The 17,190-nt window shown below is 48.9% G+C and carries 16 protein-coding genes; 6 read left to right on the plus strand and 10 right to left on the minus strand.

Translation table 11 applies throughout. From position 1 onward, the window contains the following. Nucleotides 1-52: 52 nt before the first annotated feature. A complete protein-coding gene (gene ruvC / locus QZ209_RS00375) occupies nt 53-616 on the plus strand; it encodes a crossover junction endodeoxyribonuclease RuvC (RefSeq protein WP_294343316.1) in 564 nt (187 codons plus the stop codon). Between the two features lie 30 nt (nt 617-646). Next, nucleotides 647-1,207 carry a CDP-alcohol phosphatidyltransferase family protein gene (locus QZ209_RS00380; RefSeq protein ID WP_294343253.1) on the plus strand — a complete coding sequence of 187 codons (561 nt, stop codon included), beginning with the start codon at nt 647-649 and terminating at the stop codon, nt 1,205-1,207. Between the two features lie 34 nt (nt 1,208-1,241). Here the strand turns inward: QZ209_RS00380 and QZ209_RS00385 are convergent, their stop codons facing one another. Together QZ209_RS00385 and QZ209_RS00390 are read right to left on the minus strand one after the other, a co-directional pair. Further along, nucleotides 1,242-2,642 (minus strand): bifunctional UDP-3-O-[3-hydroxymyristoyl] N-acetylglucosamine deacetylase/3-hydroxyacyl-ACP dehydratase, encoded by a 1,401-nt coding sequence (locus QZ209_RS00385; RefSeq protein WP_294343256.1) that lies wholly within the window; start codon nt 2,640-2,642, stop codon nt 1,242-1,244. Between the two features lie 437 nt (nt 2,643-3,079). After that, nucleotides 3,080-3,877: an inositol monophosphatase family protein gene (locus QZ209_RS00390; protein WP_294343259.1), complete on the minus strand. Its 798-nt coding sequence runs from the start codon at nt 3,875-3,877 to the stop codon at nt 3,080-3,082. 228 nt (nt 3,878-4,105) lie between these two features. On the opposite strand from QZ209_RS00390, the gene QZ209_RS00395 reads away from it, so the two are divergent. Beyond that, entirely contained in the window at nt 4,106-4,585 is a 480-nt protein-coding gene (locus QZ209_RS00395) for a TspO/MBR family protein (protein WP_294343262.1), read from the plus strand. A 37-nt stretch (nt 4,586-4,622) separates the two neighbouring features. Then, complete coding sequence (locus QZ209_RS00400; protein WP_294343265.1) at nt 4,623-4,862, plus strand: Ada metal-binding domain-containing protein; 240 nt, start codon at nt 4,623-4,625, stop codon at nt 4,860-4,862. A 283-nt stretch (nt 4,863-5,145) separates the two neighbouring features. Here QZ209_RS00400 and QZ209_RS00405 read toward each other — a convergent pair whose 3' ends face one another. The 4 genes from QZ209_RS00405 to QZ209_RS00420 form a co-directional block, all read right to left on the minus strand. Then, nucleotides 5,146-5,721, minus strand: a complete 576-nt coding sequence (locus QZ209_RS00405) for a GNAT family protein (RefSeq protein WP_294343268.1) — start codon at nt 5,719-5,721, stop codon at nt 5,146-5,148. Nucleotides 5,722-5,744: 23 nt separating this feature from the next. Continuing rightward, a complete protein-coding gene (locus tag QZ209_RS00410; RefSeq protein ID WP_294343271.1) occupies nt 5,745-6,284 on the minus strand; it encodes a hypothetical protein in 540 nt (179 codons plus the stop codon). Between the two features lie 740 nt (nt 6,285-7,024). Further along, nucleotides 7,025-9,016: an acetate--CoA ligase gene (gene acs, locus QZ209_RS00415; protein WP_294343274.1), complete on the minus strand. Its 1,992-nt coding sequence runs from the start codon at nt 9,014-9,016 to the stop codon at nt 7,025-7,027. A gap of 267 nt (nt 9,017-9,283) precedes the next feature. Next, on the minus strand, nt 9,284-9,940 hold the full coding sequence (locus QZ209_RS00420) for a helix-turn-helix transcriptional regulator (RefSeq protein WP_294343278.1): 657 nt from the start codon (nt 9,938-9,940) through the stop codon (nt 9,284-9,286). Between the two features lie 84 nt (nt 9,941-10,024). On the opposite strand from QZ209_RS00420, the gene QZ209_RS00425 reads away from it, so the two are divergent. Together QZ209_RS00425 and QZ209_RS00430 are read left to right on the plus strand one after the other, a co-directional pair. Next, complete coding sequence (locus QZ209_RS00425; RefSeq protein ID WP_294343279.1) at nt 10,025-10,243, plus strand: hypothetical protein; 219 nt, start codon at nt 10,025-10,027, stop codon at nt 10,241-10,243. Between the two features lie 38 nt (nt 10,244-10,281). Further along, a complete protein-coding gene (locus QZ209_RS00430) occupies nt 10,282-10,485 on the plus strand; it encodes a hypothetical protein (protein WP_294343282.1) in 204 nt (67 codons plus the stop codon). 30 nt (nt 10,486-10,515) lie between these two features. Here QZ209_RS00430 and leuS read toward each other — a convergent pair whose 3' ends face one another. The 4 genes from leuS to rsmI all read right to left on the minus strand — a co-directional run. Continuing rightward, complete coding sequence (gene leuS, locus QZ209_RS00435) at nt 10,516-12,936, minus strand: leucine--tRNA ligase (protein ID WP_294343287.1); 2,421 nt, start codon at nt 12,934-12,936, stop codon at nt 10,516-10,518. 173 nt (nt 12,937-13,109) lie between these two features. Next, entirely contained in the window at nt 13,110-15,305 is a 2,196-nt protein-coding gene (locus QZ209_RS00440; RefSeq protein WP_294343291.1) for a polyribonucleotide nucleotidyltransferase, read from the minus strand. A 220-nt stretch (nt 15,306-15,525) separates the two neighbouring features. Continuing rightward, nucleotides 15,526-16,404, minus strand: a complete 879-nt coding sequence (panC, locus tag QZ209_RS00445; protein ID WP_294343295.1) for a pantoate--beta-alanine ligase — start codon at nt 16,402-16,404, stop codon at nt 15,526-15,528. 90 nt (nt 16,405-16,494) lie between these two features. Continuing rightward, nucleotides 16,495-17,190: 16S rRNA (cytidine(1402)-2'-O)-methyltransferase (gene rsmI, locus QZ209_RS00450; RefSeq protein ID WP_294343297.1), on the minus strand; the 696-nt coding region annotated here is incomplete at its 5' end.

Here is a 17,190-nt window from a genome sequence, read left to right on the forward strand (position 1 = left end):
TTGTATTCTCGCTATGGCAAGGTATGCTTGAGCAATCCCAGAGCGTATGGCAATGATGGTTATCGGGGTTGATCCCGGCAGTGTACGGACCGGTTACGGTATTGTCAGAGGTGAAAAAGATTCGTTTTCCCTCATCGACTGCGGGATCATTCGGCTGAGTTCCAGGCAGAGCATCCCGGAACGGATAAAAATAATATACGATGAGCTCGATGCACTCATATCGGTAAACAGGCCAGCGAGGCTGGCTCTCGAGACAGCGTATGTGAACCGCAACGCTCAGTCTGCTCTAAAACTTGGGCAAGTGAGAGGGGCCATTGTGGCTCTTGCCATGAATAAAGGGGTGCAACTGCATGAGTACGCTCCTCGTGAGGTAAAACAGATTCTGACCGGGAGAGGAGGCGCCAGCAAAGAGCAGGTTGCTTATATGGCTCGGCATTTTCTCAAAATCTCTGACCCGATAAAACCTCATGATATTTCCGACGCATTGGGGATCGCTCTCTGTGACCTGTTGTGTGAGAGGGGGCCGGTGTCTGGCCGGAACGGCAATACAGGTGCCTCCTTGCGTAAAAGCAGCTGGTCCGAGTTTGTGAAAGCAAATCCCGATATGGTGTTATGAGATGTTACTAGCAATTTTTGAAAAAAAGCTGTGAAAGGCCACATCATCAATCTGCCGAATTCTTTGAGTTTTCTCAGGATCCTTCTTATTCCTTTTTTTATCTATTACTTCGATAAAGGGGATATCTGGATCGCGAACACAATACTCGTTATCGCGGTGTTGAGTGACTGGTTCGACGGTCAGACCGCTCGCTGGACGAACGAGGTGTCCGATATGGGTAAAATTCTCGATCCTCTTGCCGACAAGCTTTGTCTCGCAGCAGTGGCGATTTATTTCATGGCAATCGGTGAACTGCCTGTATGGTTCGTTGTTTTTGTCGTTATCAGGGATTTGCTGATTTTTCTCGGAGCAGCATATGTAAAGCATCATCACAAAGTCATTACAACGTCACTATGGCCCGGCAAATGGGCTGTTGGTTTTGTTTCCATGATGTTTTTCACCATGGTCTGGCCACATCCGTTTTTTGACCGTTATCCTGTGCAGGAGGTTTTTATGTACCTATCGGTTGTGATGCTGTTTATGTCTTTTATACAGTACTGCCTGCGGTTCTACCGTATTCAGCAGGGGAGAGATTCAGGCCTTGTCTCCTGATCCCCTGCTGTCGGTTCACTTCGGATTGCTTCAGTTATTTTTGTTCAACGACGGTAGCCATGAGTGAGGCTTCGCAAACAAGATCACCGCGAACGTAGGCTTTTGCATCGAACTGGCAGACACTGCGGCGCCGGCTTTTCATGACCGCTTCGATAACCAGGGTATCACCTGGAATGACGGGTTTCCTGAACCGTGCTTTGTCGATTCCCATGAAATAAACCTGCATGTCGTTGATGTTGTCGTTACCATTTAGCATCATGATGCCACCGGTCTGAGCCATAGCTTCGACAATCAACACTCCGGGCATGATGGGATTGCCGGGGAAATGTCCCTGGAAAAATTGTTCATTCGCTGTGACGTTCTTGATCGATACTATTTTTTCGTCGAGTTTGAATTCAACAATTTTGTCGATCAGGAGAAACGGGTATCGATGGGGCAGAATTTTCTGAATGGCATTGATATCGAAGATGACTCCGGACTTCTTTTCATGCTGAAACTTGCGGGCAAGTTTGTTTCGGTCGGCATATTTTTTCAACTGTTTGACAAATTCGACATTTGATGCGTGGCCGGGCCTTGCTGCGAGCACTTGCGCTTTTATAGGCATGCCGAGCAGTGCTATATCGCCGATAAGATCAAGCAGTTTATGACGGGCCGGCTCGTTTTTAAAGCGCAGTTCGCGGTTGTTGAGAATGCCGTTTTTTCCAAGGGCAAGTTGTGAGCTGTCTACACCGATTTTGTCGGCTAACGTTTTCAATTCGTCTTCGGATAATTTTTTATCCACGATGACGATTGCGTTATCGAGATCACCGCCCTTGATGATTCCAATATTTGCGAGAGCTTCGACCTCACTGAGAAAACAGAAGGTGCGGCAGGGTGCGAAATCCTTCAGGAACTCGGTTTCGAGATCGAAAAGTCCTGAATGCTGGGACCCAAGAGCCGGGTTTTTATAGTCAACCATCACGGTGGCTCTGAAGTTGTCAAGCGGCAGAGCTACGATGTCGACGTTTTTTTCGGAATCATGATACTCTATCGTTTCGTCTATCACCAGATAGTTTTTCGGTTCTTCCTGTTCGACAAGGCCCGCTGAAAAAAGAGCTTCGGCAAAGTGTATCGAGCTGCCGTCCATGACAGGGGGCTCGGGACCGTCGATTTCTATCCGGCAGTTATCTATCTGCAGCCCGTAAAGAGCAGCCAGCACATGTTCGGTTGTATATATCTTGTTGCCTTCGAATTCAATGGTCGTGCCTCTGCAGACATCGACGACATTGTCGATTACCGCCGGTATTTCAGGGCAGTTTTCAATATCGGTTCTTACAAACCGGTAACCGTAATCTACAGGTGCAGGCTTGAAGGTTATCATGCAATCCTGGCCGGTATGCAAGCCGGTACCTTGAAGGGATATTTCTTTCCCGAGTGTTCTTTGATGAATGAGCATTTCCTGACTGTTGATCCGGCCGAAAGTGTTAACCGGAAATGTGTGAACGAAATACAATGCCAAAAAACAGACATCCTGACGAGTTTCTCGCTTAGGATGTCTGAGCACGACCCCTAAGATAACAAAGCTGTACAACCATTCAAATAATCGGGTTACAAGGCAGGGGGCGGAAGGGGGATGGGTCCGTAGGCAATGGATAATGGGTCGTAGGTAATGGGTAATCGGTAATGGAGGGAAGTCATGCCGCACTCGATGCGGCATGCGTGGTGGCGTTCATGGAAAGGTGGATCCCCGGGTCGCGCTCCGCTTGCCCGAGGATGACATTTTCTATCTTCACCGTAGCACTCGTCACTCGTCACTCGTCACTCGTCACTCGTCACTCGTCACTCGTCACTCGTCACTCGTCACTCGTCACTCGTCACTCAGCACTCAGCACTTCACAGGTGTTCATGAAAATGTTTCTTCGCTTTTTCAAGAATGAGCGGATGAGTGACGGGATTGCCTGCAACGATGCTGTGGTGTGCACTGACATCGCCGTTACCGCTGAAGCTGGTGACAATTCCACCGGCTTCTCTTACAAGAAGTACTCCGGCGGAATAGTCCCAGGGAAAGAGTTTGTACTCCCAGAATGCGTCGAACCGGCCGCAGGCAGTGTAGGCAAGGTCTATCGCCGCAGATCCCGCCCTTCGGATACCGGCTGAATCATGAATGACATCTTTAAGCATCGAGACATATGATTCGAGATAATGGTATTCCTTGAAGGGGATACCGGTCGCTATGAGAAAGTGCTCTGGGTCGTTGCGCGAAGATACATGAATGGGGTTTCCGTTGAGACTGGCCCCTTTTCCCTTTTCTGCAGTGAAGAGCTCATCGAGGACAGGTTGATAAACAACACCGGTCACAAGATCGTTCTTGCTGTCGCAAAGAGCGATGCTGATTGAGAAAACGGGAAAGGAGTGTATGAAATTCAAGGTTCCGTCGAGAGGGTCGACGATCCATTTTCTGCCGGAAGTTCCGTTTGCAGTACTCCCTTCTTCACACAACATGCTGTCATCGGGAAACGCTGAAGTAATAGCTGAAACAATCCGTTGTTCGCAGGCGCTATCGACTTCGGTGACGAAATCCTTGTAATCCTTGGGGTGTATCTTTGCCAGGTCGAGTTCACCAAACGTTTGAATGGCGATGTTGCCGGCTTCCTTTGCTGCGTTTATGGCTGTTTCAAGCTCTCTGTTCATGATACTGTCATTACGGGTTTATTGGCCTGTTGTTTTTCAGGAACAGGCTGGATTCCTTCTCGAGCGCGTGACAATATACATTATGTCAGGACTATTGTCGAATACCTATACCAGGGTGTTGTCGGAGGGATTCTCTTTTCTGTAGTTGAAACTTATTGCGCTATTTTATGCTTACATAGTGAAATACATTGATCGGCAACATTTCGAAAGAACCAAACAAATACTCTTATGAATGTCAATCCAGTCGAGCTCATTGCCTGTATCGGTCTTTGTATGCTCATCGCTTTTGCAGGCAGCGCGTTTACCCCGCAACAGGGGTCGGAGTGGTACTATTCTGTGTTGAAGAAGCCATCGTGGAACCCTCCTGACTGGCTTTTTGCTCCTGTATGGACGGTACTGTTCATTCTTATGGGAGTATCCCTTTCACTGGTTATCAAGGATGGTCTCGACAAACCGGGTGTGGCTGCTGCATTGATTGTTTTCTTCGTTCAACTCTACCTGAATTTCGGGTGGTCAGCGATGTTTTTCGGATTGCAGTCACCTCTTGGTGGATTTTTGGAAATTGTCGCACTCTGGTTGTCGATAGTGCTGACGATCATACTTTTCAGCGCTGTTTCCACAACAGCAGCCTATCTTCTGATTCCCTACTTGCTATGGGTGAGTTTTGCATCGTACCTTACGTTCACGATCTGGAAATTGAACCCGTAAGGCTCCACTGTTCCGGATGGTAAAAAAAGGCTGTTAGATGGAAAAAACACTGAAAGCTGATGTTGTTGCAGCATGGCTGGTACTATTGATACTGGCCATGCCGACGTCCATTGCCGCTGAAAGCGGTGCATCTGTTTTTCATGGTAATACAACAAGCAAAGTTTTTCACCGGGTCGGCTGCCGCCACTACAACTGCTCGAAATGCACTGCGTTATTCCATACAAGGCAGAGCGCTCTTGAAGCCGGATACAGGCCATGTAAGATCTGTAAACCTTAGGGCGCCGCTCAAAACGGATCTATTGCCCAACCTCTGCGTTCTGTTCACACTTCCGATGCTCACGTATTAAACATACGCTCCGCTTCGGCTTGTGAACACGCCTTGATCTTGAACAAAATACCCGTTTTGAGCAGTGCCCAACGCAGTAATGATGACGCTCGCGATAATGAATAGAAGAGCCTTTTTTAAAGGATCTTTTTCTTCATTCTGTGTTATAGATGCTATGGGACTTATAGGTACCTATACGTTGTAACAGCTCAGCAACTCAACAATTCCATCGGGATTAAAAAACATTCTCTCCTTTTGGCAGAATTCCGTAACGGTCGATGAAATCATTTTTCAGCACATCCATCATCGTTACATCACAACGTTTACCGTTCCGGTATGCACGTTCGCGCATCGTGCCACGGTTTGTGAAGCAACAATCTTCGAAAAGACCTATCGCTTGCTTATTGTATGACTCAACCATGAGCGCGATGACATGGAGGTCGATAACGTTGAACGCAAAGTCAAGAAGAGTCAGCATGGCATCTTTGCCATATCCTTTTCCTCTCATTGAGGGTTTGAAAATACAGAATGACCCGATAAACGCATGTCGGCTTATCCAGCTTATCGATTCAATGTTTACGACACCGATAAGTTCCTTGTTCGTACAACATTCCTCTATACCGAAGAAAAATTCGTTCCGTTCCCTGAAGCACTTGTCTTTTTCCAGAACGAGTTCTGTCAGGTCCTCTCGAGAAGATGGCAGGGGTGAGGGAAGGTATTGACGGAGCTCGTAATTGTTCCAATGTGAAAAAATGATGTCAACATCATTTTCCGCCAGCCGACGCAGCCGTATGTATTTTCCACTGAACATGGGTGCTGGTTCCGTGTTTTCGTTTATCGCAAGGTTGCGAGATTATCGACCGCAGTTTTTCCAGCTGCTTTCAAGCGCTCGCGTATTTGTGGTCGGTCGGTGTTTCCTGCTCCGATGGAAATGTAATATTCGTCAATAAGGATATAGATTCCTCCGGTTGCGATGAATGCTTCACCTCCAAAACCTTCAAGGTCGGTTCTTCCTTCGCTCTGTGCTTCTTTGATGGAGTGGAAGATATCGGAAGGAGGAACGCCATCGGGTTTCATGAAGGCTTGCTGGGTAAGCATTACCTGGAGAAATGACTCGGATGTTTCGTCGGCGGGGTTGTACATACAGAGTTTCATGCCGACAACCTGTTGTTCGCTCTTTTCCGCTGCTTTGACAGGTTCTCCGAGTAATGATTCGGCGTCGGATTGCGTAATGAGCTCACAGGGGTCGATACGTGCCTGCCGCTGCTCCTTTGAGAGCGTTTGTTCCTGTTCTGTTCCTTTGTCAGCCGTACACCCGAAGAATGCCAGGCTGAAACCAACGATAAGCACAATGATGCAGAGAGGGTGTTTCATGACAGGGGGTTTTTTGTTTTCAGGTGTTGTAAAGAAAATATAAAAAAAGAGGCGGTCTCAGAAACATAACCGCGAGAGCCTCGCGATTATGGTTCGGCATAACATACCACGAACAGTGAAAGAGAAGACCGAGTTTCACCGGGATGCAGCATCAAACTTTCTGAAGTCATGCCCGCCTTGTATAATGCTATTTTTTTATTACACGGAGTGAAGCGGCATCCAATCCTCCTCAAAGTCATGCCGCACTCGATGCGGTGTCCATAGTGAAGAGCGGGGACGCTCATGGATCCCCGGGTCCGCGCTTCGCTTGCCCGGGGATGACCGGGAGAGGAGGGCCATGCTGGAGAATGGCTGGGCGAAAGGCGTCAAGCAGGACGTGAAGTGGTATCCATGAAGATTTTCAGAAGAAGATGGATCCCCGGGTCAAGCCCGAGGATGACTGGAAAAGAGAAGTCATGCCGCACTCGATGCGGTGTCCATAGTTGAAGAGCGGGGACGCTCATGGATCCCCGGGTCCGCGCTTCGCTTGTCCGGGGATGACCGGGAGAGGGAAATCACGCCGCACCGTGCGTGAAATAGATGTTTTGGGTTGCATGGGTCAAACCCGAAGATGACAGGGAAAGAGGAGGTGGAGGGTGCTGCATGAAGCAGTGGTTTTAAAAGCGAATGCCTGCTCAAAATAAGAGAGGCTGCCCTTTTGAGGCAGCCTCGTAGTGTCGAACTGAAGACAAATGAGCTTATTAGTCTTCTTCCTCCTGTTCCCGGAGTTGTTCGAGTACTCCGAAATCTTCGAGCGTTGTGACATCACCCTTGATTTCTTTTGTCGAAGCAAGCTCGCGGAGCAAACGCCGCATGATCTTGCCGCTTCTTGTTTTAGGCAATCCTTTTGCCCACCGAATTTCATCGGGTTTGGCGATAGGGCCGATTTCTCTGGAAACATGGTTCCGGAGGTCTTCGCGGAGTTTCATATCCCCTTCGTATTCATCCTTGAGTGTGACAAATGCGATGAGTGCGTTACCCTTGATTTCATCCGGGCGGCTTACGACTGCCGCTTCGGCAACAGCTTCATGAGCGACGAGAGCGCTTTCTACCTCACTGGTTCCGAGGCGGTGTCCTGAAACGTTGACGACGTCATCGACTCGTCCCATGATCCAGATGTAACCGTCTTCGTCTTTACGGGCGCCGTCACCGGTAAAGTACATGTCCTTGAACTCGGACCAATAGGTGTCTTCATAACGCTTGTTGTCACCGTATATGGTGCGAAGCATCGACGGCCAGGGTTTTTTGATGACCAGGTAACCACCTTCGTTGGGTTCGCAGGAGGTGCCGTCTTTGCGGACGACATCGACCATGATTCCCGGAAGCGGTCTTGTCGCCGTACCCGGTTTGGTCGGAGTGGCGCCCGGAAGAGGCGAAACAAGAATTCCGCCGGTTTCGGTTTGCCACCATGTGTCTACAATCGGGCATTTCTCTTTGCCTATTACCGTGTGGTACCACATCCAGGCTTTCGGGTTGATCGGTTCGCCTACCGTCCCGAGTAGCCGCAGGGAGCTCAGATCATGTTTGGTGACCCACTCGTCTCCTGCCCGGATAAATGCGCGGATTGCGGTTGGTGCGGTATAGAGTATCGTGATTTTGTGGCGATTGACGATATCCCAAAAACGATCCCACTGCGGATAGTTCGGAGCACCTTCGTACATCATGATGGTGGCCCCGTTCAGCAAAGGACCGTACACCAGGTAGCTATGCCCTGTGATCCAGCCGACATCGGCGGTGCACCAGTAGATGTCGTCGTCCTTGATGTCGAAAACATACTTGAAGGAATTTGCGGCATGGACCATGTAGCCGCCTGTGGTATGGAGGATTCCTTTCGGTTTGCCTGTCGATCCGCTTGTATAGAGAATGAAAAGAGGGTGCTCGGCGTCCACAAAATCGGGGTCGTTATGGTCGAGAGCCAGTCCCATGAGATCATGCCACCAGTGGTCCATACCATCATGCATGTGCACATCTTCATTGGTGACTTTCAGGACGATGACACTGCGGACCGAGGGTGTATCGACTATGGCTTCGTCGACGATTCCCTTGAGGTTGATGGTTTTGCCCCGCCTTTTTGTTCCGTCTGCGCAAATAATGAGTTTCGCTCTGGAATCGTTTACTCTTTCGGTAATGGCGTGAGCGGAAAAACCGGCGAAAATAACGTTATGAACCGCGCCAACTCTGGCACAGGCGAGAACTGCGATGGCCAGTTCAGGAACCATGCCCATATAAATGGCAACCCTGTCACCGGGTTTGATGCCGGCTATTTTCAGGACATTGGCAAACTTGCTGACCTGACGGTGCAGCTCCCCGTAGGTGAGGACGCGCTGTTCGCCTTCTTCCCCCTCCCAGATAATCGCGGCCTTGTTTTTCCGCCAGCTGTTTACATGCCGGTCTACGGCGTTATAGCAGACGTTCGTCGTGCCGCCATTGAACCATTTTGCGTAAGGTGATTTCCATTCAAGGACGCTGTCCCATTTTTTGTCCCAGTAAAAACTATCGGCTATCCCTTCCCAATATTTTTCTGGATCATCAGCGGCTTCGTTGTAGAGCTTTTCATATTCCTCCATCGAGGAGATGTGGGCTTTTTCTGAAAAATCGGGAGGAGGAGGAAATTTTCTTTTTTCCGACAAAACTGAACTGATTGACTCTTGATCGGCTGTTGTTTGACTTGATTGTTTTCGTTCCTTAGCCATTATACCAGATTTTAAGTTGACAAATAGGGATTATCCCCCTCACGTGTATGAAAAGCGCAAATTGGTTATTTGGGAAAGGGCATGGAGCTCCGGCTGGTAAAAAAGCGAGATAGTGTTTGCTTCAAAACGGTTTTTCCCGAGATGTATTTACAGGAATATATTCGTGCAGAAAACCAAAAAAAACATTATACGAAAAAAAGCGGTCTGCAGGCAAGTCGATTGTTCTATTCATTTGATCGTTTCTTCGATGATGGAGATGAGAGGGGTTCAATGAAGCGATTTGATGATCATGTACACGATACCGAGGATTTTCTTCTCATTGCGTGCGGTTCTCACTGTGATTTCCTGACCAGCATCGTCGGTCAGCAGTAAATTGTTTTCCTTACGGTGTGTTCGAGCGAGGAATTGGCGGTTATCGCTCGACAGCAGAACAAGTTCCTGATCGTTCAGCTCGATTTCAGGTGCAGCTATCACGATATCGCCTTTGGCGATCTTTGGGGGAAAGGCCTTTGCCGAGTAGAACGCCAGAGAGCTGTTGTACTTGGCAAGCATCGACGGCAGGGTTATGTATTCTGTTTTTTCTTTACCGCCGAGAGGTATCCGCACGGTGTCCCGGAATCCATATTTTGCCGGGTATTCCTGAACGATGTCCAATAGATGGTTTACACGTTGTTCCAGAAGATCGAGCCTCTCTGCCCCATGTGATTCATCCTCTTCTCCTATCAGATAATTGAGGTTCAATTCGGGGTATGTCCGCTTTAGCGATTTTATGAGTTTATAGCCGGGTTCCTTTTCTCCCCGTTCAACTTCGCTGATAAAGCTTTTCGATATGCCAAGCTTATCTGCAAGGCTTTGAAGAGTAAGCTGTTCTGACTTACGGATGTGTTTCAAGCATTTCCCGAAATGGGTGCTTTTATCCGCCATGATGAATTTTTTTTGTATATTTCCGCTGTAGCGGAAATAGGTTTATAGCAGAAAACAGAAATAAAGGAAAATAAACCGAAAAATATGGAAGGACAAGAGGTAAGGATCGATCATCGAAAACTTCCTTGGAAAGGGATATGGAAAGCTATTGCCGAAAAAGAATCAGCCCGCAGGGGGAAAAAGGTTTCTCCAGAAGCGGTGCGGATGGGGGTTCAGGGGAAGAGCGAGTACTACCTTCGGTTGTATCATCAGGAAATACAGAAACGCAGGGCTTATCTGCATGGTAATGAGAGGGATACCTGAGGATCCATGCTTTGGGTAACAAACGAAAACGTACTCCCATGTCTCCCGGTAATACAAGAGGTGCCGATAATATCGGCAGGAAAAGGTTCGCGGAAGTGGACGTATTGAAGGATATGCTGAAAGAAAAAAACAAGCAGATACAGCTCCTGCATCAAAAACTGAAGCAGTCCGACGAGTATGGAAGAAATCTCAGCGATTTACTGCGGGAGCTGGTCCGGCTGCTCGCGATTATTGAACAGTGACTGTCGTTATCGACAGTTGCTCTTTTTTCTTTATTTCGGTCTGACGACGAAATTGATCAGCCTGTCGGGAACGACAATTTCCTTGACTACAGTCGTTTCCTTGAGGAATTTCTGAACTGTTTCGTCGTTTCGGGCTTTTTCAAGTAACACTTCTTTCGAAGTTTTTACCGGTGCGGTTACCGTTCCCCTTAGTTTCCCGTTAACCTGGACGGCAATGGTGACTTCGTCGTCTGCAGCGAGAGCTGAATCGTAAGCCGGCCACGAGGCGTTGGTTATCGAGGAGGTATGACCGATCGCTTCCCAGAGTTCTTCGCTAATGTGGGGCGCATAGGGTGAAAGTAACAAAAGAAGTGTTTCAACAGCCTCTCTGCTTCTGCATTCCGCTTTGTGAAGCTCATTGACAAAGACCATCATCTCGGCAATTGCCGTATTGAATTTCAGTTGTCCGGTATCTCCGGTTACCTTTTTTATCGTCTTGTGCATAGTTCTCACAAGATTTTGTGAAAGGGGAGTGTCAGTTATGCTGACAAGGCTCTCCGGCTCTGGATAGACCAGACGCCAAACTCTCGCGAGAAAGCGGCTTACACCTTCGATACCATTGGTGTTCCAGGGTTTAACCTGTTCAAGCGGTCCGAGAAACATTTCATAAAGGCGTGTCGCGTCTGCACCGTATGCATTCAGGACATGGTCGGCCGGAATGACGTTGCCTCGAGATTTGGACATCTTTTCATTGTCTTCGCCGAGAATCATGCCCTGATTGAACAGCTTTTGGAACGGCTCTCTGGTAGAGACCACTCCGAGGTCATAGAGCACCTTGTGCCAGAATCGGGCATAGAGGAGGTGTAATACCGCATGCTCCGCACCGCCTACATAAAGGTCCACGTTCATCCAGTACCGCTCTTTTTCCCTGTCGACCAGGGTTTCGGTGTTTACCGGATCGATAAAACGCAGATAGTACCAGCAACTGCCTGCCCATTGCGGCATGGTGTTGGTTTCACGTCTGAATGTACCGTTTTCGTCGGTTCCGTAGAGCCATTCGGAAATATTGGCGAGAGGAGATTCTCCGGTGGTTGTCGGCTGATAGGCTTGTACGTCGGGCAAGGTGAGCGGAAGATCGGTTTCAGGACGCAGTACACCATCTTCATAATGTTTGACAGGTATCGGTTCACCCCAATACCGTTGCCGGCTGAAGATCCAGTCGCGGAGTTTGTAATTGACCGTTCTTTTCCCCTTTGCCTTTTTTTCGAGCCAATCGGCCATGACGCCGAAAGCGTTTTCGAACGTCAGGCCGTCGAGACTGATTTCATCGTTCGAAGAGTTGACACAGACACTGCCTTTTTCTTCGAAAACGGCTTCCTGAACGTCATGAGGGCTTTTGATGACCTCGACGATCGGAAGACCGAATTTATTGGCAAACTCCCAGTCACGTCCGTCATGAGCCGGCACCGACATGATTGCTCCCGTACCGTAGCTGGTGAGGACGAAGTCCGATATCCAGATAGGCAAGGCCTGCCCGTTTGCAGGATTGACAGCATATGAACCGGTAAAAACCCCTGTTTTTTCTTTCTGCAGTCCGGTTCTCTCGAGCTCTGTTTTCAGTTTCGCTTGCTCGATGTATTGTTTCACTTCCACAAGCTGTGGTGCAGTTGCAAGTTTTTCAGCCATCGGGTGTTCCGGAGAAATTACCACATAGGTTGCTCCGAAAAGGGTGTCTGGCCGGGTGGTATAGACCCTGATGGTTGTTTTGTGGCAGGGGAGTTCGAAATCAATTTCGACACCTTCCGATCGTCCGATCCAGTTGCGCTGCATCTGCTTGACGTTTTCAGGCCAGTCGACATCGTCGAGGTCTTCGAGCAGTTGTTCTGCGTAAGCGGTTATTTTCAGAATCCACTGACGAAGGGGTTTCCGCACTACGGTATAGCCGTCGGCGATTTTCTCATCGACTTCTTCATTCGCGAGGACAGTTTTGAGTTCTTCGCACCAGTTGACATCGACCTCGCTTGTATAAGCCAGTCCACGGTCGAGCATCTGAAGGAAAATCCACTGTGTCCAGGTATAGTATTCAGGGTCGGTCGTGTTGATTTCACGGCTCCAATCGTAAGAAAAACCCATGCGCTGCAATGTTTCCTTGAAGCTCGCGACATTCTTTTCAGTGATGACTTTCGGGTGAGTACCGGTTTTGATCGCAAATTGCTCTGCAGGTAGTCCGAATGCGTCCCATCCCATAGGGTGTAGAACGTTGTGTCCCTGGCTGCGTTTGAAACGTGCGATGATATCCGTTGCTGTATATCCCTCAAGATGTCCGACGTGCAGTCCGGAACCGCTCGGATAGGGAAACATGTCCAGGACGTAATACTTGGGTTTATCATCTGTGTTTTCGGTACGGAAGGTCTGGTGTTCGTCCCAGTGCGCCTGCCATTTTTTCTCTATTGTCGGAAAGTCGTAACGCATGCTTTTTTTCGGATATGTTTGTGCTTCCTGCAGATCAGGTCAAAGAAAAGAAAATCACATGAAAATGAAAAAGCCGCAGGATGTTTTTTCGGGCAGAAAAAAAAGCTGTGCACCAATGTTGCACAGCTTTAGGTTTCGTGTTGCCCGCTGTTTCATGCAGAGGGCCGACTGTTTTACTCTCCCTGTGCCGGTGAACCGTTTTCGGATTCCGGTGGAACGTCAAGCAGTGCTTTCATGGATAGTGCATAACGTGTCTTGCCTGTTCTGGGATCCTTACGGATATCGATCAGCTTGACTTTTATACGGTCTCCGGGTTTCAGATAGTCACTCACCTTCGAAACTCTTTCTTTTGCAATTTCAGAGATGTGTACGAGCCCATCGGTTTTCGGGAGAAACTCGACAAATGCGCCCAGTTCTTCTCGTATGTCGCGGACCTTGCCGGAATACACCAGACCGACTTCCGGTTTCGAGATGAGTGTCTTGATCGTTTCGATCGCCGCAGATGCCCCTTCACCGTTCGGTGCGGCAATGGTAACCGTGCCGTCGTCTTCGACATTGATTTCCGCACCAGTTTCTTCAGTGATGCTTCTGATCGTTTCGCCACCCTTGCCGATGATCATACCGATCGCATCTACAGGTACCTGGATGGTCGAAAGGCGAGGGGCATATCTGCCGATTTCCTCTCTCGGGTCGGAAATAGCATCGGTCATTTTTTCGAGGATGTGCAAACGCCCTTTCTTTGACTGCTCGAGGGCTTGTTCGAGAATATGATAATCAAGACCATCGATCTTGATGTCCATTTGACATGCCGTTATGCCGTCTCTGGTTCCGGTTACCTTGAAGTCCATGTCTCCAAGGTGGTCTTCGTTACCGAGAATATCGGAGAGAACGGCATACCGTTCACCTTCCTTGATCAGCCCCATGGCAATGCCGGATACCGGTTTCGTGAGCGGTACGCCGCCGTCCATTGCTGCGAGAGTTCCACCGCATACGGACGCCATGGATGAAGAGCCGTTCGATTCGAGAATATCGGATACGATACGAATGGTATAAGGGAATTCCGTGTCGGAAGGTGCCACTTTTTTGATCGCTCTTTCCGCAAGGTTTCCATGGCCGATTTCTCGGCGTCCGACACCTCCGACACGTCCGGTTTCACCGACTGAAAAAGGTGGAAAGTTGTAGTGCAGCATAAACCTCTTTTCGGTATCGTCGATAAGGGTATCGATACTCTGAGCATCTTTTTTCGTTCCCAGTGTCAGCGTGACGAGCGCCTGGGTTTCGCCTCTGGTGAAAAGCGCCGAACCATGTGCTCTGGGGATAAGACCGAGTTCGATACTGATAGGTCTGACCTCTTCGAGTGTTCTGCCGTCGAGGCGCTTGGCGTCATCGAGAATCATGTGGCGCATCACTTTTTTCTCGATATCGTGGATATGACCTGAAACAATCTGTTCATTGAGATAAAGTGCCTTTGCAGGATCGGCGGCGATATCATCGGCAGTGATTTCTTCTTTGTAACGGGAAAGGATTTTTCGCGTTACGGTTTTGTATATCTCCGAGGTTTTTTCTGCACGTTCCTCTTTGCAGAGAGGCATATAAGCAAGTTCTTTCAGGGGAACCGCACACAGTTCCGCGATGCTTTCCTGTAAATCTTCAGGAGCTGCGATCGGGAGGAACGAGCGTTTTGGTTTTGCTACTTCTGCAGCTATTTCGTCCTGTAAGGAACAGATTTTTTTGATGGCTTCATGTCCAAAACGAATTGCTTCGAGCATTTCGGTTTCGGATATCTCGTTCATTTCGCCTTCAAGCATACAGATTGTGTCGGCTGTACCACCGATGCTGATATCGATGTCGCTTCTGGAGAGTTCATTGATATTCGGGTTGATGACGTACTCACCGTCGATCCTGCCAACTCGAACTTCCGACATGGAGCTTGAAAACGGTATATCGGAAACCATTATCGCTGCAGATGCGGCAATGCCGCCGAGCACATCGGCGTCGTTAATCTGGTCTGAGGAGATAACCGAGATGATGATCTGTGTGTCTTGATAATAACCATCGGGGAAAAGCGGACGAAGAGCGCGGTCGATGAGGCGGGCGGAAAGGATCTCTTTTTCAGAGGGCCTGCCTTCACGTTTTATGAAGCCGCCCGGGAATTTTCCGGCTGCGGAGTATTTTTCACGATACTCGACTTGAAGAGGGAAGAAATCCTGATTTGGCGGCGGCGGAGTTTTACTGGAGACCACGGTTGCAAGAACCATGGTGTCACCCATACTTGCGACAACGGCTCCATCGGCCTGTTTGGCCATTTTTCCGGTTTCGATAGTGATAGTTTTCCCGTCTTCCAGATCGATTGCTTTGCGTATAAACATGGAATAATCATCAGTTATTAGTGGATATAAAAAGCGGGTTGTCCCTTCAGCCTTGTCGGGCCGGTACACAACGTCGATAAACGATAAATTAACAATCTTTCAATATACGATATTCTTGAAATTAGTCGAGAGTTAATTACCTCTGCCATTATACTGCAATTCGTTTTGAACGATTACCCCGCTGCAGCACAAATCGGAGTAGAGATGTGTGAAGGCATACTCAGGCATCCGGTACGGTGTTTTGCTCAAGAGGTTCCAGTATGCCGTTATCTATAAGTCTCGTCGAGCCTATCCAGACAGCGAGGAGGAGGCGATAAAGTGTGTTCGGGTGCAGTATGTCTGTTTCAGCAAAGCTGTCCGCATCGACAATTCCGGTATAGTCGATCGTTGCATCAGGGGCTGAACGGATGACGGCAGTGACCTCTTCGAGAATCTTTTCCGTTTCGATCATTCCCTGTGCAACGAGTTCCCTGGCGCGAAGAATACCCTGATAGAGTACGGTCGCCTGTTGGCGTTCTTGAGATGAAAGGTAGATGTTCCGGGAACTTGTAGCGAGCCCGTCTTCATTTCGAACGATCGGTATTTCGATGATTCTCGTACCGATATTGAAATCCCTGACCATGCGTTTGATGACTGCGAGCTGCTGGGCGTCTTTTTCTCCGAAGATTGCGATATGGGCTTTGGAAATCATCAGCAGTTTCAGGACGACGGTTGCCATGCCGTTGAAATGGCCGGGTCTTTTCTCACCTTCGAACCGGTTCGCGACATCTCCTGTATTGACCTGTGTCTGGAAACCTTCCGAATACATCGAATCCGCGTCAGGAGCAAACAGGTAATCGACACCCGCGGCTTTTGCCATGGCGGCGTCTTTTTCAAAAGGTCTGGGATAACGGTGAAAGTCTTCATCGGGCCCGAACTGGCGGGGGTTGACGAAGATGGTGAGAATTACCGTGCCGGCTTTCTCCCTGGCTATCTTCAGGAGGCCCAGATGGCCTTCGTGCAGGGCGCCCATAGTCATGACGACAGCTATGAGCTGATGCCTCAGCCGGAGGCTTTCGGCGGTTTTCTGCATCTGGGCCGGGTCATTGATTATCTGCATGTTTGATTGAGTTTATTGAGATAAAACGAGTGGTATGTTTCCTTTTTTCAGGATTCACAACCAGTATCACCATAACCGATACCGTACTTGTTATTTTTCCTCTTTGCCTTCAGTTATCTCCCTTTTGCCTTTACCGTTCTCTTTTCCATTAGGATAAACAACTGCAACAAACTCTCCTCTTACTTTCACGCCTGTGAAACGATCGATCATTTCCGATGGAGTCCCACAAAGATATTCCTCGTGCAGTTTGGTGACTTCACGTGCAATGAAGACGTGCGAACCTGGAAAATAAGTATCGATTTCGTTCAGGAGTTTCATGATACGGTGCGGAGATTCATAAAACACAACCGTACTGCCGATGGAGGCAAGAAATTCCAGTTTGCTTGTACGACCTTTTTTATGCGGCAGGAACCCCGCAAAGAAAAAGTTGTGTACCGGCAGGGGACAAGCCGAAAGAGCTGCGGTTACGGCGCTTGGGCCGGGAATCGGAATAACCTTGGCAGGAAGTTCATATGCTCTTCGAACCAGTGCAAAGCCGGGATCGCTGATCGCAGGCGTACCGGCGTCGGTAATGACTGCGACGTCGAGGCGGTTCTCGAGCAGATCGAGAATGTTTGCGATCGCTTTTGCTTCGTTGAATGCATGGTAACTGATGAGTTTTTTCCCGCTGATGCCAATGTGGCGCAACAGTATCGATGCCCGCCGTGTGTCTTCACATGCAATGGAATCGACAGATTTCAGGGTGTTGATCGCCCGCAGGGTAATATCTTCGAGATTGCCGAGGGG

Origin of the sequence: Prosthecochloris sp., assembly GCA_015482705.2 — a bacterium.
In the GTDB taxonomy this organism is placed as follows: Bacteria; Bacteroidota; Chlorobiia; order Chlorobiales; family Chlorobiaceae; genus Prosthecochloris.